We start from the raw sequence: 19,753 nt of genomic DNA, 5'->3' as shown, positions 1-19,753 counted from the left end.
ATCCCTCCTAGGCCGCAAGAAAGGCATTTTCCCCCGTGTAGATCGCGATCATCTTCCGATCCCATTCCTGGCGGGAGGGCGCGATCTTCTTTCCGAAGGCGCGGGCGCCCTCGGTTAGTTTTTCGACAAGACTGTCGTTCTTCACCTTGCCGAGCGCGTCGGCGAGCGAGGCCGCATCGCCGCTCTTGAACACCAGCCCGGCGCCATTCGCCGCGATCTCTTCGGAGATCAGCGCATTGCTGCTGACGATCAGCGGTATCCCGCTCATGATCGCCTCGGCGGCAACCAGGCCATAGGGTTCCGGCATGCGCGACGGCATGATGAAGACGCGCGCCTCGCCGGCGAGCCTGGCGACGGTGGCATCGTCCAGCCAGCCCGGCACCCAGCAATGCGGCAGCGTCTTCTGCATCTCTTCGAGCAGCGGCCCGCGTCCGATCAATGTCGCGGCCTGGCCGGTCATCCGCAGCGCATCACCGAGCGTTCGCACGCCCTTTTCCCAGGTCATGCGGCCGAGAAACATGATGCGCTCGCGCAGCCACGGTTCGGTCGGCTGGCGGGTCAGCGGTTCGGTCGGCGTGCGCAGCGTCTGGAAATGCTTGAGCGGCCCGGGCGTCAGATAGGCTTCCATGTTCTCATGCGCCAGGATCACCTCGATCCGCTCCCAGAAGGCCTCGCCGACACCGGCCTGCGCCAGCGTTCGGCGGAAGCGCCAGAGCTTGTGCAGATAGTTGCGCTTGTCGCAATTGGTGGTCAGGCAGCCGAGAGACATCGGCGTCACGCCGCAGATTTCGCCGCTCTTGTAGTTCAACAGGCCGCCATTCGGGCAGTTGAGAAAGAAGTCATGGGCGGTGATGATGACGCGCGCATTGCTCTGCGACAGCGCGTGGAAGATCGAGGGCGAGAGGATCTGGTTCCAGCCGTGAACATGAACCACCGTCTCGTCGATGGATTCCTTGAGCAGCCCCGAGAGCGCCTCATAGGCCCGCTTGTTGAAATGCCGGTCGAAGATATTGGCGATCGCAGGGCCGTCGCGCAGCGGCTTTTCGCCGAGCGCGATGGTGCGCACATCAAGCCCGTATTCCTTCAGCCCCGCCCCGTCGTCACCAACGAAGAAGGTGCAGTTGACCCCGGCATCGACACAGGCTTCCAGGCATTGGATGGCAACCTTGGTGGCGCCACCCCGGACAACAGAAACGTCATTGACGACAATCAGGCGCATATGTGGAACCAAAGCTTTGCCAGGGGTCCAGGGCGGACCCGTTCGATGAGGATAGAAGATTGTTGCCCGGCTCAATGAGGCGATGGATCGCACGCTATTGCAATTCAGCCTTTTGCATTAGCCTACCATTGCGGGCACCGGCGGCGATCTTTTGTACAACCGCCGCGCTTGCGTTTTCGCGCATGACGACGGCGGTCCGGCAGGCAGGCTCTCCGTGGAGACTTTACTCCGCGGCCGCCCGCTTCTGGCCCGAAATCTGCGTGATGAAGGCGCGAAGTGCCGCCGGGCGCACCGGCTTGTGCTGCACGGAAATCCCGTGGCGTTCGGCTTCCGCCCGGATTTCGAGCGTCCGGTCGGCCGTCAGAAGCAGTGCCGGAAGCTCGGCGCCGAAGCGATGGCGCAGATTAAGGATCGCGGCAATGCCGGTCCCGTCGTCGAGGTGATAGTCGGCGATCACCAGGTCGGGTGTAGGCGCGTGGAAGTCCGCCACTTCGGCGAGTGAAGCCAGCGATTGCACCTCGCAGCCCCAGCCGGAAATCAGAAGCCGCATACCCTCGATAATATTCGGTTCGTTGTCGATGCAGAGGACCTTCAGGCCCCGAAGCGTCTGTGCCTGACGTTCAGTGCTGACGGCCGCAACCGGCGCTGCCCCGAGCTTCGTCGTGTCGAGCGGCATGGCGATGCGGAAATCGGTTCCCTTGCCATGCGTCGAGTGCAGTTCCACCGGATGGTTCAGAACGCGCGCGATGCGATCGACGATGGAAAGCCCGAGCCCGAGCCCGGTCGCGGTCTTGGCGCCTTCGTCGAGGCGGGCGAATTCCTTGAAGACGGTGCGGAATTTCGAGGGCGGAATGCCGATGCCAGAATCCATCACCTGGATCACCACCTTGTCGCCGCGCCGGCGCGCACCGACCAGCACCTTGCCGGTCAGCGTGTACTTGATGGCGTTGGAGACGAGGTTCTGCACCAGGCGGCGCAACAGGTTCGGGTCGGAGCGCACCTTGAGCGTGGTCGGCATCACCACCAGCTTCAGCTTCTTCTCGCGGGCGATCGGCGCGAAATCGGTCTCGATCCGTTGGAGAAGATCCGATAGCGGCACGGTCGTCAGCCGCGGCCGCATCGCGCCGGTATCCAGCCGCGAGATATCGAGCACGGCGCCGAGAATGGTCTCGACGGATTCAAGCGCCGAGTCGATGTTGCGGACGATCGGCCCGTTGTCGGATTGCGCCATGCGCTCGACCAGCGCCGATGAATAGAGCCGCGCGGCATTCAGCGGCTGCAGAATGTCGTGGCCGGCCGCCGCAAAGAAGCGGGTCTTGCCGATATTGGCCTCGTCGGCCGAAGCACGCGCTTCGCCGAGCTCATGGTTGACCCGCGTCAGCTCGGCGGTGCGTTCGGCAACGCGCTGCTCCAGCGTTTCGTTCGCCTGCTTCAGCGCCCTGTCGGCCTCGACGCGCTGGGTAATGTCGGTGAAGGTAGCAACGATGCCCTTGTCCGGCATGGCGTTGGAGCGCACTTCGATGATGCTGTCGCCGCCGCCGAGAACCAGCGAGAACGGCTTGTCGAGCGTCTGGAAGTGGCGAACGGTCTGCGCCAGATCGGCAGCCGGGATGTCGCCGCGCTGGCCGAGAATGGCGACGATCTCCGACAGCGGAAATCCGACCCGGCCGACATCTTCAGGCAGGTCGAGCAGCTGGCGGAAGCGCCGGTTCCAGATCGTCAGCCGGTTGGAACTATCGAAGACGGCGATGCCCTGGTCCATCTGCGACAACGCCGTCTGCAGCATGTCCTGGTTATATTGCAGCGCCTCGCTGGCCTGATCGAGCAGCCAGGCCGTATCCGACGACGCATCCTCGATCTTCTGAAGGATCAGCGACAGCACCAGCCTTGCCGAAGACGAGCCGATGGCGCTGCCGAGCAGCTGTTCGCTGAAATGGATCAGCGCCATGTCGGCCGGCTGGTCGTCTTCCAGCTTGCGGCCGGAGCTTTGCTCGTAGGTGGCAAGCGAGCGTTGCATCCGTTCCTCGCCGAGATAGCGGGCGATGGCGGCCTTCAGATCGCCGACGCTGATCCGCGTTTTCCAGCCGCGCGTCGCAAATTGCGAGCGCGACTGCCGCTTGACGAAGATGCCCGCCTGGATGCGCTCCAGCGGCCTTGCATTGCGCGTCATTGAGCCGACGATGAAGAAAGCCGTGTTGACCAGCAGGCTCATCGTGGTTGCGTTGACGAGAGGGTCGGCATCCGGCGCGGTAAAAACCGTCGTGCCGGGAAACAGGAAACCCAGGAACCCGCTGGCGATATAGGAATAATCAGGCCCGCCGAGCGACGGCAGGAACAGCAGATAGAACCAGATGACGAAGCCGGAGGTCAGCCCAAGGATCGCGCCGCGCGCATTCGCCCGCCGCCATACGAGGCCACCGAACAGCGCCGGCGCGATCTGTCCGATCGCCGCAAAGGAGAGGAGGCCGATCGAGGCGAGGCCCGCCGTACTGTCGGTCGAACGATAATAGGCATAGCCGAGCAGCAGGACGGCGAAAATGGCGCTGCGGCGGATGTTGAGCAGCGTCTTGGCAAAGTCGTCGCGCTGGCTGGCGCGCCCGGCGAGCTTCCGCCGCAGGAAGATCGGCATGATGATGTCGTTCGACACCATGATCGACAAAGCCACGGAATCGACGATCACCATCGCGGTTGCCGCCGAGAAGCCGCCGATGAAGGTGATCAGCGACACCACGGGCATTTGCCCGGCAAGCGGCAGCGAGAGCACATAGAGGTCGGCATTGCCGGCGCCGCCGAAGGTCAGCAACCCGCCGATCGCCACCGGCAGCACGAAGAGATTGATAGCGACGAGATAGAGCGGGAACAGGTAGCCCGCGAGCCTCAGCTGCTTGGCCGTCCTGTTTTCGACGACGGTCACATGGAACTGCCGCGGCAGCATGATGATCGCAAAGGCCGAGAGCAGCGTCAGCACGATCCAGCGGCTGATCGGCGTCTGGTAATCCAGCGCCGCGGTCACCAAGGGGTTCGCCGCACTTTTCTCCCAGAGATCCATCGGCCCGTCGAACAGGAACCAGATGACGCAGATGCCGGCTGTGAGAAAGGCGATGAGCTTGACGACGGATTCCATCGAGACGGCGAGGATCAGCCCGTCCTGATGCTCGGTCGCATCCGTGTGGCGGGTGCCGAACATCACCGCGAAACAGGCAAGCATGAGGGTGACGATCAGCGGCAGGTCGAGGAAGTAGAGATTGCCGCTGCCGATGCCGTAATCCTGCGGGTTCACGACAACAGAAACGGTGCTGGAAATCGCCTTCAGCTGCAACGCGATATAGGGAATGACGCCGACCAGCGATATCAGTGCCACGATCGTCGCGACGGTTGAATTTTTCCCGTAGCGCGCCGCGATGAAGTCGGCGACCGACGTCAGCTTCTCGGCTTTGGCAAGCTCGATAATCCGCCGCAGGAGCGGCATGCCGAGCGTGAAGACCACGATCGGTCCGATATAGATCCCGGCAAATTCGAGGCCGTGCTGCGAGGCAAGGCCGACACCGCCGAAATAGGTCCAGGACGTGCAATAGATCGCCAGGCTGAGCGCATAGACAACGGGCCAGCCGCCTTCCTGCGTGCCAAGCCGGCGGCTTTTGCGATCGCCATAGCTCGCGACGGCAAACAGCAGCAGCATGTAGCCGAAGGCAGACGCGATTATGACCCAGCCAGGAAGCATCGATCCTCCACCGGCGAATTGTTCGCCAGGCCCCTTGAGTTTCGGAGATTAGGGGAAATGCCCGCCTTTGGAAATCGGGGCGGTCTAGACCTTAAGTCCAAGACGCCGGAAGAAGTGGTTATTCAAAATTAACAATTGAATAATTATGGCGGACATGTAGCTAATAAAGCACGGACTGTCAGTGAGTGCGCATCAGAGGGAGACAGATCGGATGCTCAACGAATTCAAAGCGTTTATTGCCCGCGGTAATGTCATGGACCTGGCGGTCGGTGTCATTATCGGCGGCGCTTTCGGCGGTATCGTCAAGTCGCTTGTCGACGACATCATCATGCCGATCGTCGGTGCCATCTTCGGCGGCTTCGACTTCTCCAACTATTTCATTGGTCTCTCATCGGCCGTCAACGCTCCGACGCTGGCTGCCGCCCGCGCGCAGGGCGCTGTCTTTGCCTATGGCAATTTCATCACCGTCCTCATCAACTTCCTCATCCTCGCATGGATCATCTTCCTGATGGTCAAGGCCGTAAACATGCTGCGCAAGCAGATCGAGCGTAACGAGGAGAAGGCCGCGGAAGACGCGCCGCCGCCGGCAGACGTGGCGCTGCTGACGGAGATCCGCGATCTTCTGGCCAAGCGTCCGGCCTGATTTCAGCGCCTTTGAGCCCTGCTATCAGGCAGGGCTCAATCCATCACGAAAATCGATGTGACATCACGCATTCTCATTGGGATTTGCGCCGGGTTTTGTTCTATGAAGGCCAAAACCGGAGACCTGCATGTCGATCGTCAATAGCCTCAGCCCGCGCGCCGTCACGGCACCCGAAAGCGGGATCGTCGAAGTCGTCAATTACGCCCGCGGCCGCGAAGGCCTGCTGCCCCTTTGGGTCGGTGAGGGCGATCTTCCGACCCCTGATTTTATCAGCAAGGCGGCGATGGATGCACTGGCGGCCGGTGAGACCTTCTACACCTGGCAGCGCGGCATTCCCGAACTTCGCCAGGCGCTTTCCGACTACTATGGCCGTCATTTCGGTGTGACGCTCTCTCCGGAACATTTCTATGTCACCGGTTCCGGCATGCAGGCGATCCAGATTGCCGTGCAGGCGATGACCTCGCCGGGCGACGAGATCGCCTATCTGACGCCCGCCTGGCCGAATATCGCAGCTGCACTCGAAATCGCCGGCGCCCGTTCGGTGGCCGTCGAGCTTCAGTTCGAAGGCGGCAAATGGGCGGTTGATCTCGACCGGATCGAAGCCGCGATCACGCCGAAGACCAAGGGCCTCTTCGTCAACACACCGTCGAACCCGACGGGCTGGACGGCGACGAAGCAGGATCTGGCACAGATTCTCGAGATCGCCCGCAAGCACGGCCTGTGGATCATGGCCGACGAGATCTATGCCCGCTACTTCTACGCTGGCGGCCGCGCGCCTTCGTTCTTCGACGTCATGGAACCAGGCGACAAGATCTTCTTCGTCAATTCCTTTTCTAAGAACTGGTCGATGACCGGCTGGCGCGTCGGCTGGATCGTCGGCCCGCCGGAAACCGGGCAGGTGCTGGAAAACCTGATCCAGTATTCAACCTCGGGCGTTGCGCAGTTCATGCAGAAGGGCGCCGTCGCAGCGCTCAACCACGGCGATGATTTCGTCGCCGTCAACATTCGCAAGGCCACCGAAGCCCGCGATATCCTCTGCGACGCCCTGATTGCCACCAATCGCGTCGAGACGCTGAAGCCCGATGGCGCTCTCTATGCGTTCCTGAAGATCGACGGTATCACCGACAGCCGCAAGGCCGCGATCGATATCGTCGACAAGACCGGTGTCGGCCTGGCGCCGGGTGCGGCTTTCGGCGCGGGCGGCGAACTCTTCCTGCGCGCCTGTTTCCTGCGTGATCCGGCCCAGGTTCGCACCGCCGCCGAGCGTCTTTGCGACTACATCATGAGCCGCTGAGATCGGAATGCCCGGCGCCATCAGCCGGGCATCTGCCCCGTGTTTGGCCGGTTCGATAAAATTGTAGCGAAAGCCGAAATCGGCCTCTAACCACAGCCGCAAACTTACCCGCCGGAACGGCCCAAAACGGGCCTTTGATAAGAGAATCCGAAAGGTAAAATCCGTCTGATGCCCCTGTGCGACAAAACAGGGAATGCGGGACATGGCAATCTTGGTGACGGGCGGCGCTGGCTATATCGGCAGCCATATGGTCTGGACACTGCTTGAGGCGGGTGAAGAGGTGGTCGTGCTCGATCGCCTATCGACCGGCTTCCGCTGGGCGGTTGCGCCTGCGGCCCGCTTCTATCTCGGCGATGTTGCCGATCCCGATATTCTGCGGACGATCTTCATCGAAAACGACATCGAGGCGATCATCCATTTCGCCGGTTCGGCCGTCGTACCGGTGTCGGTTTCAGATCCGCTCTCCTATTACGATAACAATTCCGGCAAGACGCGCGCGTTGCTCAGCGCGTCTATCGAAGCCGGCGTACGCCATTTCGTCTTCTCATCGACCGCTGCTGTCTATGGACCGCAGCCGAGTTCCGATCCGGTCAAGGAGACCGCCAGCCTCAATCCGGAAAATCCCTACGGCCAGTCGAAGCTGATGACCGAGTTCATGCTGCGCGATGCGGCTGCAGCCTATGACTTCGACTACGTGGCCCTTCGCTATTTCAACGTTGCGGGCGCCGATCCCGAGGGTCGCGCCGGCCAGTCCACCAATGGCGCGACGCATCTGATCAAAGTCGCCTGCGAAGCGGCTCTTGGCAAGCGCGACAGCGTCGCCGTCTATGGCATCGACTATCCAACGCATGATGGCACCGGTGTGCGCGACTACATCCACGTGACCGATCTCGCCGAGGCGCACCTGAAGGCGCTACAGCACCTGCGCAAGGGCAAGGGTTCGTTGGTCGCCAATTGCGGTTACGGCTCGGGCTATTCCGTTCTCGATGTGCTGAACATGGTCACCCGCGTCCACGGCCACTCGTTTAAGATTCACATGGCGCCACGCCGCCCGGGCGATTCCGCCAGCGTCGTTGCCGATGCAACGCTGGCGCGACGCCTGCTCGACTGGGTTCCGAAGCATGACTCGCTGGAAACTATCGTTCGCAGCGCGCTTGATTGGGAATTGGAACTGACCCAGCGCCGCGTCGGCGATCTTCAGGGCATCTACCGCGAACTCGCCGCCGCATCGTTCTGATCGCGCTAACATGATGTTTACCATCTGTCTGAGGATAGAGGGCTAGCTCCGGCGTAAATAAGAAAAAATCAAGCTTTCTCTGGCTGTTTTATGGCCAAGGGAAAAGGGACAATGAAAAGCTTCATCGCTTCGCTACGGCTGCAAAAAGACAACCCGAAGTTCTTGATGGCACAGTTTCAGGCTCTGTCGACACAGATCCCGATTCTCTATGTCCTGCTGATCATCAATTCGTTGGCTGTCGCGATCACCCACATCAAGACCGCGCCGCTCTGGCTGTCGCTCTATATCCCGACCGGCCTCAGTGTCGCCTGCCTGTTCCGCCTCTGCTGGTGGGAGATCAACGGCAAGGAAAACGTCACGCCTGAACGCGCCTACAAGGTGATGCGCGTGACGATCGCCGGCTCCTGCATCCTCACCATCGCCTTCGGCGCCTGGGCCGTCGCGCTCTACAGCTACGGCAATGCCTATCAGCAGGGCCAGATCGCCTACTTCCTCGTTGTAACGGGAATCTCCTGCGTCTTCTGTCTCATGCACCTGCCGGTCGCGGCGATGATCACCACGGTCATCACCTTCACGGCCATGGTGCTGACCTTCCTGTCGTCAGGAAATCCTGTTTTTATCGCCACCGCCGTCAGCGGTCTGTTCCTGATCCTTCCGTTCCTGCGGGTGATCAACAGCTATTTCCAGAATTTCGCCGGTCTCGTGCAGATGACCGAGGAGCTGGAGAAGAAGCAGGCCGAAGCCCATGAGCTGAACCTCGTCAACAGCCGCAACGCACTTCAGGATCAATTGACCGGCCTTGCCAATCGCCGCAGCTTCTTCCTGTCGCTGGAGCGCATTCTGCAAGAGCAGCCAAAGGAGCCGCCGGTTATGGGCATCATCGACCTCGACGGCTTCAAGCCCGTCAACGATATCTTCGGCCATTCGGCGGGCGATCTCGTGCTCAAGGAAACCGCGCGCCGCTTCACCGCGCTTGCCGGCAGCGAGGCTGTGGTTTCCCGTCTCGGCGGCGATGAGTTCGGTATCATCTTTCCACAAGGTATCAGCCGCAGGGCCACCGCCGATCTCGGCCAGGCTCTCTGCTCCTCCGTTCACGAAGCCTTCGAAATTCCCGACGGTTCGGTGCGCGTCTCCGGATCCTGTGGCATTGTCTATCCCGAGGGTGGCGATCTCTCCGCCGAAGATCTCTACGAGAAGGCCGACTTCGCGCTCTATCAGGTGAAGAGCAAGCGCCGCGGCGGCGTCGAATTCTTCTCGGCTGAACATGAGAAGATACTGACCCAGCGCTACCTGATCGAGCTCGAACTGCAGGCCAACGATTTCGCCAGCGAGCTGTCGCTTGAATACCAGCCGATCATCGAGCTCAAGAGCGGCCGCGTCGTCGGCTACGAGGCCTTGGCGCGCTGGGACAGTGCCCGCTTCGGCCGCATCAGCCCGGATGCCTTCATTCCAGCCGCCGAGCGCACGGCTGTCATCGGCCGGATGACCCGCGTGCTGTTCGGTCAGGCGCTCGACGCGCTGAAGCAGATCCCCGAGCATCTGCGCCTGTCGTTCAACCTTTCGGCCCGCGATATCTGCGACCACGAGACGTCGATGGCTCTCCTGGCCATGATCCATCGCTCCGGCGTCGATCCCAAGCGTATCGAGTTCGAGATCACCGAGACCGCGCTGCTTTCCGATTTCGACACGGCCGACCAGGTGATCGGCGTCCTGCGCGCCGCCGGTATATCGATCGCGCTCGACGATTTCGGCACCGGCTTCTCCAGCCTCAGCCACATCCATCGTCTCGCCTTCGACAAGCTGAAGATCGACAAGGCCTTCGTGATGAATTTCGATCGCGATATCCGTTCGATGAACATCACCCGCTCCGTCGCCAATCTCTGCCAGAACCTCGGCATCGCATCGGTTGCCGAAGGCGTGGAGAGCGAAGAGGTTGCCGACGGTCTTCGGGCGATGGGCGTGCGGCTGGCGCAGGGCTACCATTTCTCGCGACCGCTGAAGCTCGATGCGGCGATCGACTATGCGCTGCAGCGCGACGGCCTGATGATCGGCCAGGAACCTCTACACGCGATGCTGCCTTACTGATCCCACTGGAACGAAGTGCCGCGCCTGTCTATTGATATCTGATCAACAAAGGCGCGGTGACCATGCACAAAACATCCGACCGGGAAGTCTTCATCGAACGGCGCGGCAGCGCGGGCATCATCCGCCTCAACCGTCCCAAGGCGCTGAATAGCCTGACGCTGACCATGGTGCGCATGCTGGACGCGGCGCTCGACGAGTTCGAAGCCGATCCTGCCGTTGCAAGCATCGTCGTCACAGGAGAGGGCGAGCGCGGCTTCTGCGCCGGCGGCGATATCCGCGCTCTCCACCAGAGCGGCCTTGCGGGCTCAGAGGAGGCTGAAACCTTCTGGCGTGAGGAATTCGCGCTCAACCATCGCATCGCCAATTTCACCAAGCCCTACATCGCGGTCATGGACGGTATCACCATGGGCGGCGGCGTCGGTCTTTCGGCGCATGGCCGCCACCGGGTTGTAACCGAGCGCACGCGGCTTGCCATGCCGGAAACCGGGATCGGCTATTTTCCGGATGTCGGCGCCACCTGGCTGCTGCCGCGCATGCCCGGCGAAACCGGCACCTGGGCAGGGCTGACCGGCCTGGAAATGAATGCCACGGACGCGCTCTATGCCGGGCTTGCCGACGTCAAGATTGCCTCCGCCCGCTTGCCCGAGATGATCGATGCGCTGGCCCGCATGCCAGTCGGATCGTCGTCGACCACCGTCGATGCCATGCTGAAACATCTCGCCAATCATCCCCATGCCGGCCATCTGGAGCACAACCGGGCGATCATCGACCGCGCTTTCCGCTTCGACAGCGTCGAGGACATTCTGGCGGCACTGGAGGCAGAGGATGGAGCCTTCGCCGCCGAGACGCGCACCGTCATCGCCAAACGCTCGCCGACCAGCCTGAAGCTGACGCTGCGTCTGCTGCGGGCGGGCAGGGCGAGCGCCAGCCTGGCAGAATGTCTGAACCGGGAACTGGCTGCCTGCATGCAGATCCTGAAGACGCCCGACTTCTATGAGGGCGTCCGCGCCGCCGTCATCGACAAGGATCGCAATCCGAAATGGAAACCGGCGGATGTCTCGGCGGTCGGCCCTGAAGCCCTCGCGCCGTTTTTCGGCCGCGTCGAGCCCTTGGCCCTTTAGCGCCACATGCCGCGCATGCGTGCGCCGACATCGATCCGCACCTGGCGCGCCTGCTGGCTGGCCGCCGTTTCGGCCTTCGCTTGCTGCCAACCGCAGACCTCGAAGAATTGCAGCAGCGTTGCCGGGATGAAGCGGGTGCGGGAGGCATAGACATGCCGGTCACCCTGCGCATTCTGTCCGTGGGTGAAGAAGCGCTGCGGCACGACGAGATCGAGATTGTCCTTGGCCCGCGTCATCGCGACGTAAAGCAGCCGCCGTTCTTCCTCGATCTCCGCACTGCTGCCGACTGCCAGATCGGATGGTATGCAGCCATCCACGACGTTCAGCATGAACACCTTGGTCCATTCCTGCCCCTTGGCCGAATGGATGGTGGAAAGGATCAGGTAATCCTCGTCGAGCAGCGGCACGCCGGCCTGGTCGCTGGTCGCATCCGGCGGATCGAGCGTCAGTTCCGTCAGGAAGCGCTCGCGGGAAGGATAACCCGCTGCAATCTGCTCGAGCTGCAGCAGGTCGGCTTGACGCGTCGAGGCATCCTCGTGCAGCCGTTCCAGATGCGGCTGATACCATTCGCGCACCAGCCCGATCTCGGCCGGCCAGCCGGCCTTGCCAGTCTTCAGCTCCTGCATGACGGACACGAAAGCCGTCCAATCGTTGCCCGAGCGCGGCGGTGCGGCCAGTTCGGCAAGCGCCTGGATCGGGCTCGGATCGGCGGCCATGTGATCAAGCGTCTTTTGCGCCGTCGAGGGGCCGACGCCCGGCAGGATCTGCATCAGCCGGAAACCGGCTACGCGGTCGCGCGGATTGAGCGCAAAGCGCAATGCCGCCAGCATGTCCTTGACATGCGCGCTATCCAAAAACTTCAGCCCGCCGAACTTGACGAAGGGAATGTTGCGCCGGGTGAGTTCCACCTCCAGCGCGCCGCTGTGATGCGAGGCGCGAAACAGCACCGCCTGGCTCTTCAGCTTGACGCCTTCCTCGCGGTTCTCCAGCACCTTGTCAGCGACGAAGCGCGCCTGATCGGCCTCGTCGCGAACGGTCACCAGGCGCGGCCGCTCGGCCGATTGCCGCTCCGTCCAGAGGTTCTTGGTGAAACGCTCAGAGGCAAGGTCGATGACGGCATTGGCGGCCGCCAGGATCGGCTGCGTCGAGCGGTAATTGCGGTCGAGCGTGACGATATTGGCGGCAGGCGTAAACGAAGCCGGGAAGTCGAGAATGTTGCGTACCGTCGAGGCGCGGAAGGAATAGATCGACTGCGCATCGTCGCCGACGACGGTCAGTCCCTGTCCGCCCGGCTTCAGCGCCAGCAGAATGGAGGATTGCAGCCGGTTGGTGTCCTGATACTCGTCGACCAGAACATGGTCGAAGCGGCTGCCGATATCCTCGGCGATCATTGGCTCTGCCACCATCTGCGCCCAGTAGAGCAGCAGGTCGTCGTAATCGAGCACGTTCTGCGCCTGCTTGGCCTCGACATAGGCGCCGAAGAGATCGCGCAGCTGGTTCTCCCAGGTGGCGCACCAGGGAAAGGCATCGCGCAGCACCAGTGGCAGCTCACCCTCCGAATTGACCACCCGCGAATAGATCGCCAGGCACGTCCCCTTGGTCGGGAATCGGTTCTCGGTCTTCGAGAAGCCGAGATCGTGCCGGATGATGTTCATCAGATCGGCGCTGTCTTCCCGGTCGTGGATGGTGAAGGCCGGATCGACACCGATCTGATCGGCATAGTCGCGCAACAGCCGCGCGCCGATACCGTGAAACGTGCCGCTCCAGGCGAGCGCATCGGCCATGATGCCGGAATTGGCGCCGAGCACTTCGGCGCAAATGCGCTCGACGCGCCGCGCCATCTCGGAGGCCGCCCGGCGCGAGAAGGTCATCAGCAGGATGCGGCGCGGATCGGCGCCTTTGACGATCAGATGCGCGACACGGTGCGCCAGCGTGTTGGTCTTGCCGGAACCGGCGCCGGCAATGACCAGCAGCGGTCCCGCGACATGGCTCCCCTCGGTGAGGGTTCCATGCTCCACGGCCATGCGCTGTTGCGGGTTGAGCTTCTCGAGATACATCCAGCCGTCCGGTTGGCGCCCGCGCGGCAGAGCGGCACGGACAAATAAGACGTTCCTTGAATGTTCTTGATAGTGATTCCTGTCAAGCGCGCGTCAGTAGACGAAGTCGGAAACCACTTCCTGGCGCGTCAGCTTCAGCGTCCTGTCCGGCTGCAGGATATAGGTCTCCTGCACCTTCTGACCGCTGGAATTGTAGAAGCTGTTATAGACATAGCTGCCGGGCGGCGATTTCGTCAGCTTGGAGCGGGCAGGGCCGCCATAGGTGAGGCTGCCGGGGATAGGCGTCGGCCCGGCGCCACTATCGGCAGCGCCGCAGGCCACCAGCATGGCGGCGGCGGTGAAAACCGGAACGATGACCTTGAACATGAGAGTTGCCCCCTTCGACCCCTTCATTGATATGCGCCAAAGATCCGCTTCGCCAAGTAGAGAGCTTCGAAATTTGCGCGGGGGAAGGGCGGCGCGTTACTTCGGCTCCGGCTGCTGGATCGTTTTCGGCGGCGTGTCATCGTTGCTGCCGCCCTGCTCGAAGGGCTTGATGACGAGAATACTGAGAACGGATGCCACCATGAGCGCGACGATGATCAGCATCAGTGTTTTCATGATTAATTCTACTTCGTCCGGCCACGTTGTTCTCAACCCTATTGAACAGACCGGCTGCCCGAAAAGTTCCGGCAAGTGCGCGTGAAATCGTGCGAAGAAAAGCGGGGAACCAAAGCCGCCCTTCAAGGGTTGATTGGGCGGATTTCAACGCTGGAGAGAGTCATGAGGACGTTTATCCGTATGGGGGTTCCAGCCCTTTTCATTGCCTCCGCCGCATTTGCCATTCCCGCAGCCGCCTCTCTGGAAACCGATGTCGATTATTACTCGGCTCTGCCGCAGGATCAGATCGCGCTCAACGAATATACCAGCACCGTCGCCTGCCAGCCGGCCGAGGCGCATTACATGCCGTCCTTCATCCGCGCACCTGATGGCACGATCATGGGCGTCGGCTATGTGGAAGTCGAAAGCCAGAGCGATACCGGCTGCTGAAAGCGTGAAATACCCGAAGTATTTCCGCAAATTATCTCTGTTCGAGGCTCGTCTGCATAAGCAGAGGGTGACGAGCCTCTGACCATCATCATGATGGCTGCGGATGTTTTATTGTTGGCCTGCGCCGGCACGCAACGTCAATACTTGGGCTATCCAGCCCGTCCTTCACCGTTGGTTAAATGAAAATAAACAGCCGTCCCGTTCCGGCACGCAGCCGTCAGGGTCGCTGTTTCCCGCTGAAGCCGCCGCTGGTCAGTGAAGCCTGAGCTTCGCCTCTTCGGCCGCCGCCACAAACTCCAGCCGCGCCTCTTCCGCCGTCTTGCGGCCATCGAGTGCTGCACGGCAGGTGCTGCGGGCTTTCAGATAGCGCAGACCGCGCGCCGCGGGCCAGAGATCGGCAAGGCACTTCAATGCATCGAACGGACCGTTGACGGTACGGGCATCGGTATCCTCGAAGCCGACCTTGACCGGACTATCCCATCTGTCAGTTGCCATAGGCGTATTCCTCCAGTGTTTACGCCAAACGCGCACAACGCCCCTCGTGTTCCTCCCGAAAGGCTCGTGCTGAGAGTATATTAGCGGGTTATTCATTGGTCGCAATGGGGGATTTGAACTGAACTTGGCCAGATCGGCCATCTCACATTGGAGGAGATGCCGAGGGCGAACGTGTGGCCTTGCTCCGTGCGGGAATTGTGGCCCGGCAAAAGCCGGGCCCCCGGATCCTAGAAGACAGCTAGGTATTTCAGTAGCGACACGATACCGATGATGATCACGATAATCTGCACGATCTGCCGTGTGCGGCCATCGATCGGCAGGCGTTGAACCAAGTACAATACGAGAATGATGACGAGAAACGTGATCAGAATACCGATCAGTATCGAAGCACCCATTTATCCCCACTCCTATCCAAAAAGCCTTTCGGCGACAGGGATTTAACTATGGGGCAACAAGTCAAAGAAAAGGGGGAGGTCTGAAACTTGATAAATTGCTCTGTTGGAGCGGTACCGCCATTCATGTTGGCGACGGCACATTCCAGGTGACCGTGCGGGATCGGCGTAAGCGGGGGGCGTGAATTAACTGAAGAAAAACTGGTGCTGCCGAGTGGGATTGAACCACCGACCTCACCCTTACCAAGGTCGCGTTTATCGCTCTGCATCATGCTGTTTTCCTTGTTCTTTTCTGCTTTACGCTTTTGCCACCCCCGGATTTCCCCCAAGAGATAGCATTGATCGTGTCCGCCAGATTGGAGACGTTCACATGCGCGTAGCGCAGCACCATCTTCTCCGTCTTCCAGCCGCCGAGCTTCTGGAGCGCCAGCAAGTCGCGGTTGGCGGCGTAGTGCCACGTCGCCCAGGTGTGCCTGCAATCGTGAGGCGTAAAGTTCACAATGCCGGCGCGGCGACAGGCGCCCTTGAATGCGGTCTTGATCTGACCACCGCCTTCGTCATCCCCTTTCACCTCGTAAGGCTGTCCATCTGGCCGACGGAAGACGGCGCCGTCGCGATGTTTGATATTGGCGAGAGCGACGACGAGAGAAGGATGAAGGCTAACGCCTCGGTCGGTGCCGTTCTTCGTATCAATGAACTGGACGTGGGCGCGGCTGAGATCGACGTCGCGCCAGTTTAGATAGAGCGCTTCCGACATTCGGGCGCCCGTCAGCAACAAGAACATGACTAGCGGCTTGAGGTGCGGAGAACAATTCTGGACGAGCTTGTCGGCTTCTTCCTTGGTCAGCCAGCGAATGCGACCTTTCGGCTGTTTCGGTCGCTCAATGAGAGGCCGCTCGCACATCTTGCGACTTGCGGCGAAATGCATGATCGCCGAAATCGGCGTGTAAACTTGCCGGTTGCGGGTTGCGGGTCCCGCCTTCGGATAGAGCTTGGCCGCCGCCTGGTCGATCGCGATCTGGTCGATATCGGCAAGCGGCGTCATTCCAAAATGCTTGGCTACCCTATCGACGTATCGGGCAGAGTTGCCAGCATCGAGATACATCACGCTGGCTTCAAGAAACGTCGCTGTCTTTCGGATGCCATGGATACGACGGTCGAGGATCTCGCTTTCCCTGCGGATGCGGATTTCTTCCGCCCTTTTCCGGTCGTCAGTGCCTGTAGTTTCGTCAACAGTGACGCCTCGGATGGTGCCGCGGATGTAGAAGTTAGGGCTTCCGTGCCGGCCTGGCGGGATGAGTTTGAGTGGCATGAAAGAGACTCCACCAGCGCTTGATAATCAGCGTCTGTAAACACCTTGCGCCTTCCCACCTGCCGGTAGAAGGGCTTGTCCTTGATTATGTCCTGAAGCGTGCGCTTGGACACATGCAGTGCCTCGGCAACGCTATCCATGGTGTGAAGCTTCGAGAGCGCCATTCACTTCCTCCTGCAGAGTGTTCAAGGCCTTGAGCGTGAAATCCATCGCCTGGATCGAGACCAGCAGAAACGCGTTGGCGTCTTCTTTCGGGTCCGGCGTCATGCTTAGCCCGTTTGCCATCAGCTGAATCGCGTGGATGTAGCTTCGAGCGGTATGCATGTCGTCGATGCTGTCAATCACAATGCCCTTATCGATACCGCTTGCATCTAAATTGGCATTGGCGTTAATCTGTTTGCGCATTTCGGCATTCTCCTAGACAGAATGTTGATCTCAAAGGGAGACGCGGGTCCTAAGCCGCTTCTCCCTTTTTCATTTCGAGTGGATCAAATAGTGCGCGCTCAAGTTGGACGCATTCATCGACCTGTGGTTCTTTTCTGCCTCTTCCTTGATCCGTGCCTTGAGCCCCTCCGAAAATCGGATCAGGAGGCGTTCGGCAGTGCGAGATGTCATAAGAATTCCTCCGTGACGCACCGTGCGTCTATCAGATATAGCGCACGGTGAGGCATTGATGTCAAGGTGATTGTGCGTCATAGGTGCGTCATGGCCCGAGAAGATCCTCATTTCAGACTGCGCATTCCTGAAACGCTTAAGGCTCGCATCGAGGCTGCGGCGAATGCCGGACACAGGTCTATCAACGCAGAGATCCTGAAGCGTCTTCAGGATACGCTCGATTATGACGAGCATCTGTCGCGGCATGCCGAAGCACCCGAACCGAGTGAGGGGGACTATGGGCTCTCGTATGGCGATCACCTGAGGTCGCACCCGACACCCGGCGTCTCGATCATGAGCACGCTCGGCACCATCCTCGACGAGGTGAGGGCGCTGCGGGGTATGTCGATCGCCGAGATTCACCACCTCGACGACGGACGCCGCCAGGTCGAACTGCTGCCGGCAAATGGCGATGACGATGACGTGGTATCGCCAGATCCGGAGACGTTTCCAAAGCCCGGTGACGACGGATATGACGAGGCGCTGCTCGACAAGGTGCGTTCGATCGCCTCTCGCTACGGCTACGGCCTGGTGAGGCGCGAAGCCGCCGAGGGCGAACGTTGGGACTGGAGCAAGATCGAAACTCCGCCGCCAGCAGTAAAGAAAGCGGGGCAATCCAAGACGCCAGCGAAAAAGAAGGCCTGACCTGCACTCGCCCCTCACACCCCCTTTGCACCAGCAAAAACCCTCCAACTATCGCAATCGACGGGATTGCGTCTATCAAGGTGCTCGAAAGTGACGGATTTGGGTAAGAACGAAGAGAAGGTGAGAAATCGGATCAGCGAGGGTCCAGCAATCACCCACGAAACGTGGTTTGCTCTTGCCTTGTCGTCAATGATCATAGCCGTCATCGTAGCTTCAATTGCCGCTCTGTGGGTGATCGATTCAGGCGATAATGCATCCATGGTTCAAAAGGCCCAGGCCTTCACACCATTCGGCGGAGCGCTCTTAGCGCTGGTCACGTTCTTTACCGTGGCTTGGCGAGGTGTCCTAAATACCCAGCAACTTGAACAACAGCGCCAGCAGCTTGAGCAGCAGCGGCTTCAGGTCAGCCAACAGATCAGAAACAACGATGCCAACGACGAGGCTAACCTAGCTAAGCTCCTTCAAGAGGGTGCGAAAATGCTGGGCGATAAGGAACGTGAAGCGCAGGCGTTGGGCGGAATAGCGACCCTTGAGATCCTCATACTCGATGAACGACGGAAGTTTTCATTGCAAGCGATGAACCTTCTGGCAGACTTTTACCTGCGCCATGTTCGCACTAAGAGCTTGCGAAATGCCTGTCTTGCAGCTCGCCGGACGTTGGCAAAAGGGCTTCACATCGGTCTTCAATCCGAAATCGAAGCAGTTTTTGAGTCCGATGATCCCAATTATGAGTGGGAGGGAGCAAGAGGCTTTGCGTCACACAAGTACGTCGGAGGTAAGATAAGCAATTTTACTTTGAAGAATATTGATGACTTCGCCCGGTTCATCGATGTGAACTGCAAGTACGCGTCCCTCTTGGAACGCGATTACTACTATAAGTGCTCGATATCGCATTGCAGTTTCGATAAATTTTCTGCCAAGACATTCGCCACCTCAAAAATTGAGCTTTGTGACTTCAGTGGGACGCGATTTATCGGCGCGCCAACGGCGGAGTTGGAGATGCTGAATTGCTATTATGTGAAGGGCACCCCGCCGACCGGGCAAGATTTGGAGGCCTGGCTGGCAAAGCTGCAGGAAGTCGACAAGCCACAATGGTGGCGAAACAGTTACACAATGACCAGGCCAAGTGATCTTGCGGCATTTGATTTGACGGAGTAGCCCAGTCGATCGACATCAAGGCGGCTCGCGAGGCGGCTCGTATCAAGGGTGTTTGAGTTGCCTGCGTCTGAGCAAGAGATGAGCCGCGCTAGGTCGGCTGAAAGCGATCAGATCTATGTCGAAGACGAGTCATCGGAGCGATTATTGCGAGCTATGGTGAGAAACGATCCGGGGAAACGTGGCGAGCTCGCCTAGTGAAAGCGATCGGCTGGCAATTTCAACCCGAATCGTGGTCGATATTCTTTGTGATTCCTTGCGGTGCGCGACGACTTACGTTGCTCGAACCTTGCAATCCCGCACTTTTCCCGCACAAAATACAGCATTAACAATGTCTTAACGCCGCCGCAGTAACAGGCTGATTTTCAACAATATTTTGCTGTGGAAAACGAAAAACGGCCTAGTCCCAATACGTTGGGAATATCTTGCGGTCCACAGCTTCCACAAATTTGCGGATTGATTTCAGTTTCGCATCACCCTCATATTCGGGGTGTTCTGTCGCAGGTGTGACAGGATGATACGAAAAAGGCCGGGGTTGCCGCCCCGTGTTGGTTTCCACGCAGAACTGAGCCGGTTAGGCGCATAATTTCCATTGAGAATTGAGCCATGTGAACCTTCCCCCAATGCGGCGAGCGGCGGGGGCAACGGAGTGATCCACATGGGACTTTTAAACATCATCCGCCGGATGGCGTTG

The 19,753-nt window shown here is 60.1% G+C and carries 20 protein-coding genes; 8 read left to right on the top strand and 12 right to left on the bottom strand.

Translation table 11 applies throughout. From position 1 onward, the window contains the following. Window positions 1-7: 7 nt before the first annotated feature. Together AC1DV9_RS07295 and AC1DV9_RS07290 are read right to left on the bottom strand one after the other, a co-directional pair. A complete protein-coding gene (locus AC1DV9_RS07295) occupies window positions 8-1,219 on the bottom strand; it encodes a glycosyltransferase family 4 protein (protein WP_112538594.1) in 1,212 nt (403 codons plus the stop codon). Between the two features lie 223 nt (window positions 1,220-1,442). After that, the gene (locus AC1DV9_RS07290; protein WP_477946990.1) at window positions 1,443-4,940 is read right to left on the bottom strand and encodes a hybrid sensor histidine kinase/response regulator; all 3,498 of its coding nucleotides are present in this window, start codon (window positions 4,938-4,940) and stop codon (window positions 1,443-1,445) included. 211 nt (window positions 4,941-5,151) lie between these two features. Here AC1DV9_RS07290 and mscL point away from each other — a divergent pair, with 211 nt between their 5' ends. The 5 genes from mscL to AC1DV9_RS07265 all read left to right on the top strand — a co-directional run bounded on the left by mscL (window position 5,152) and on the right by AC1DV9_RS07265 (window position 11,320). Further along, window positions 5,152-5,583 carry a large conductance mechanosensitive channel protein MscL gene (gene mscL / locus AC1DV9_RS07285; RefSeq protein WP_112387538.1) on the top strand — a complete coding sequence of 144 codons (432 nt, stop codon included), beginning with the start codon at window positions 5,152-5,154 and terminating at the stop codon, window positions 5,581-5,583. Window positions 5,584-5,710: 127 nt separating this feature from the next. Continuing rightward, window positions 5,711-6,877, top strand: coding sequence for a pyridoxal phosphate-dependent aminotransferase (locus tag AC1DV9_RS07280; protein ID WP_477946988.1), 1,167 nt, complete (start codon window positions 5,711-5,713; stop codon window positions 6,875-6,877). A gap of 202 nt (window positions 6,878-7,079) precedes the next feature. Next, complete coding sequence (gene galE / locus AC1DV9_RS07275; protein ID WP_477946986.1) at window positions 7,080-8,114, top strand: UDP-glucose 4-epimerase GalE; 1,035 nt, start codon at window positions 7,080-7,082, stop codon at window positions 8,112-8,114. 111 nt (window positions 8,115-8,225) lie between these two features. Continuing rightward, window positions 8,226-10,199, top strand: a complete 1,974-nt coding sequence (locus AC1DV9_RS07270; RefSeq protein ID WP_477946984.1) for a putative bifunctional diguanylate cyclase/phosphodiesterase — start codon at window positions 8,226-8,228, stop codon at window positions 10,197-10,199. 62 nt (window positions 10,200-10,261) lie between these two features. Further along, complete coding sequence (locus AC1DV9_RS07265) at window positions 10,262-11,320, top strand: enoyl-CoA hydratase/isomerase family protein (RefSeq protein ID WP_477946982.1); 1,059 nt, start codon at window positions 10,262-10,264, stop codon at window positions 11,318-11,320. Here AC1DV9_RS07265 and AC1DV9_RS07260 read toward each other — a convergent pair. From AC1DV9_RS07260 to AC1DV9_RS07250, 3 genes are all read right to left on the bottom strand, one after another. Beyond that, the gene (locus AC1DV9_RS07260) at window positions 11,317-13,377 is read right to left on the bottom strand and encodes an ATP-dependent helicase (protein ID WP_477946980.1); all 2,061 of its coding nucleotides are present in this window, start codon (window positions 13,375-13,377) and stop codon (window positions 11,317-11,319) included. The genes AC1DV9_RS07265 and AC1DV9_RS07260 overlap by 4 nt on opposite strands. Window positions 13,378-13,470: 93 nt before the next feature. Then, window positions 13,471-13,704, bottom strand: a complete 234-nt coding sequence (locus AC1DV9_RS07255; RefSeq protein ID WP_477947494.1) for a hypothetical protein — start codon at window positions 13,702-13,704, stop codon at window positions 13,471-13,473. A 135-nt stretch (window positions 13,705-13,839) separates the two neighbouring features. Then, window positions 13,840-13,977, bottom strand: coding sequence for a hypothetical protein (locus tag AC1DV9_RS07250; RefSeq protein ID WP_162698714.1), 138 nt, complete (start codon window positions 13,975-13,977; stop codon window positions 13,840-13,842). Window positions 13,978-14,139: 162 nt separating this feature from the next. Here AC1DV9_RS07250 and AC1DV9_RS07245 point away from each other — a divergent pair, with 162 nt between their 5' ends. Continuing rightward, window positions 14,140-14,406, top strand: a complete 267-nt coding sequence (locus AC1DV9_RS07245; protein WP_477946979.1) for a hypothetical protein — start codon at window positions 14,140-14,142, stop codon at window positions 14,404-14,406. Window positions 14,407-14,658: 252 nt separating this feature from the next. Here AC1DV9_RS07245 and AC1DV9_RS07240 read toward each other — a convergent pair whose 3' ends face one another. From AC1DV9_RS07240 to AC1DV9_RS07215, 6 genes are all read right to left on the bottom strand, one after another. Next, window positions 14,659-14,901 carry a DUF982 domain-containing protein gene (locus AC1DV9_RS07240; protein WP_112387545.1) on the bottom strand — a complete coding sequence of 81 codons (243 nt, stop codon included), beginning with the start codon at window positions 14,899-14,901 and terminating at the stop codon, window positions 14,659-14,661. A gap of 227 nt (window positions 14,902-15,128) precedes the next feature. Further along, window positions 15,129-15,296: a Thivi_2564 family membrane protein gene (locus tag AC1DV9_RS07235; RefSeq protein WP_112387546.1), complete on the bottom strand. Its 168-nt coding sequence runs from the start codon at window positions 15,294-15,296 to the stop codon at window positions 15,129-15,131. A gap of 265 nt (window positions 15,297-15,561) precedes the next feature. After that, entirely contained in the window at window positions 15,562-16,338 is a 777-nt protein-coding gene (locus AC1DV9_RS07230; protein WP_477946978.1) for a tyrosine-type recombinase/integrase, read from the bottom strand. Between the two features lie 59 nt (window positions 16,339-16,397). Continuing rightward, window positions 16,398-16,769, bottom strand: coding sequence for a hypothetical protein (locus tag AC1DV9_RS07225; protein WP_477946977.1), 372 nt, complete (start codon window positions 16,767-16,769; stop codon window positions 16,398-16,400). After that, window positions 16,738-17,010 carry a hypothetical protein gene (locus AC1DV9_RS07220; RefSeq protein ID WP_477946975.1) on the bottom strand — a complete coding sequence of 91 codons (273 nt, stop codon included), beginning with the start codon at window positions 17,008-17,010 and terminating at the stop codon, window positions 16,738-16,740. The genes AC1DV9_RS07225 and AC1DV9_RS07220 overlap by 32 nt, the downstream gene beginning before the upstream one ends. A 69-nt stretch (window positions 17,011-17,079) precedes the next feature. Then, on the bottom strand, window positions 17,080-17,220 hold the full coding sequence (locus AC1DV9_RS07215) for an Arc family DNA-binding protein (protein WP_477946973.1): 141 nt from the start codon (window positions 17,218-17,220) through the stop codon (window positions 17,080-17,082). A 90-nt stretch (window positions 17,221-17,310) separates the two neighbouring features. Between AC1DV9_RS07215 and AC1DV9_RS07210 the strand changes: the two genes are divergently transcribed. Together AC1DV9_RS07210 and AC1DV9_RS07205 are read left to right on the top strand one after the other, a co-directional pair. Next, window positions 17,311-17,904, top strand: coding sequence for an Arc family DNA-binding protein (locus AC1DV9_RS07210; RefSeq protein ID WP_477946971.1), 594 nt, complete (start codon window positions 17,311-17,313; stop codon window positions 17,902-17,904). A 90-nt stretch (window positions 17,905-17,994) separates the two neighbouring features. Next, window positions 17,995-19,062, top strand: coding sequence for a hypothetical protein (locus tag AC1DV9_RS07205; RefSeq protein ID WP_477946970.1), 1,068 nt, complete (start codon window positions 17,995-17,997; stop codon window positions 19,060-19,062). A 459-nt stretch (window positions 19,063-19,521) separates the two neighbouring features. On the opposite strand, the gene AC1DV9_RS07200 is transcribed toward AC1DV9_RS07205, so the two are convergent. Beyond that, on the bottom strand, window positions 19,522-19,753 hold a 232-nt coding region (locus AC1DV9_RS07200; protein ID WP_477946968.1), incomplete at its 5' end, for a hypothetical protein.

It is taken from the genome of Rhizobium sp. 01L410 (assembly GCF_056400165.1).
The sequence above is the reverse complement of the archived record's forward strand: the minus strand, read 5'-3'. Positions and strand labels throughout refer to the sequence as shown.

Coding starts and splice junctions, on each gene's coding strand:
- AC1DV9_RS07290 (WP_477946990.1), bottom strand. CDS start 4,940: ATGCTTCCTGGCTGGGTCATAATCGCGTCTGCCTTCGGCTACATGCTG.
- AC1DV9_RS07250 (WP_162698714.1), bottom strand. CDS start 13,977: ATGAAAACACTGATGCTGATCATCGTCGCGCTCATGGTGGCATCCGTT.
- AC1DV9_RS07265 (WP_477946982.1), top strand. CDS start 10,262: ATGCACAAAACATCCGACCGGGAAGTCTTCATCGAACGGCGCGGCAGC.
- AC1DV9_RS07255 (WP_477947494.1), bottom strand. CDS start 13,704: ATGCTGGTGGCCTGCGGCGCTGCCGATAGTGGCGCCGGGCCGACGCCT.
- AC1DV9_RS07215 (WP_477946973.1), bottom strand. CDS start 17,220: ATGACATCTCGCACTGCCGAACGCCTCCTGATCCGATTTTCGGAGGGG.
- mscL (WP_112387538.1), top strand. CDS start 5,152: ATGCTCAACGAATTCAAAGCGTTTATTGCCCGCGGTAATGTCATGGAC.
- AC1DV9_RS07280 (WP_477946988.1), top strand. CDS start 5,711: ATGTCGATCGTCAATAGCCTCAGCCCGCGCGCCGTCACGGCACCCGAA.
- AC1DV9_RS07240 (WP_112387545.1), bottom strand. CDS start 14,901: ATGGCAACTGACAGATGGGATAGTCCGGTCAAGGTCGGCTTCGAGGAT.
- AC1DV9_RS07230 (WP_477946978.1), bottom strand. CDS start 16,338: ATGACGCCGCTTGCCGATATCGACCAGATCGCGATCGACCAGGCGGCG.
- AC1DV9_RS07220 (WP_477946975.1), bottom strand. CDS start 17,010: ATGCGCAAACAGATTAACGCCAATGCCAATTTAGATGCAAGCGGTATC.
- AC1DV9_RS07270 (WP_477946984.1), top strand. CDS start 8,226: ATGAAAAGCTTCATCGCTTCGCTACGGCTGCAAAAAGACAACCCGAAG.
- AC1DV9_RS07295 (WP_112538594.1), bottom strand. CDS start 1,219: ATGCGCCTGATTGTCGTCAATGACGTTTCTGTTGTCCGGGGTGGCGCC.
- AC1DV9_RS07235 (WP_112387546.1), bottom strand. CDS start 15,296: ATGGGTGCTTCGATACTGATCGGTATTCTGATCACGTTTCTCGTCATC.
- AC1DV9_RS07210 (WP_477946971.1), top strand. CDS start 17,311: ATGGCCCGAGAAGATCCTCATTTCAGACTGCGCATTCCTGAAACGCTT.
- AC1DV9_RS07245 (WP_477946979.1), top strand. CDS start 14,140: ATGAGGACGTTTATCCGTATGGGGGTTCCAGCCCTTTTCATTGCCTCC.
- galE (WP_477946986.1), top strand. CDS start 7,080: ATGGCAATCTTGGTGACGGGCGGCGCTGGCTATATCGGCAGCCATATG.
- AC1DV9_RS07260 (WP_477946980.1), bottom strand. CDS start 13,377: ATGTATCTCGAGAAGCTCAACCCGCAACAGCGCATGGCCGTGGAGCAT.
- AC1DV9_RS07225 (WP_477946977.1), bottom strand. CDS start 16,769: ATGGCGCTCTCGAAGCTTCACACCATGGATAGCGTTGCCGAGGCACTG.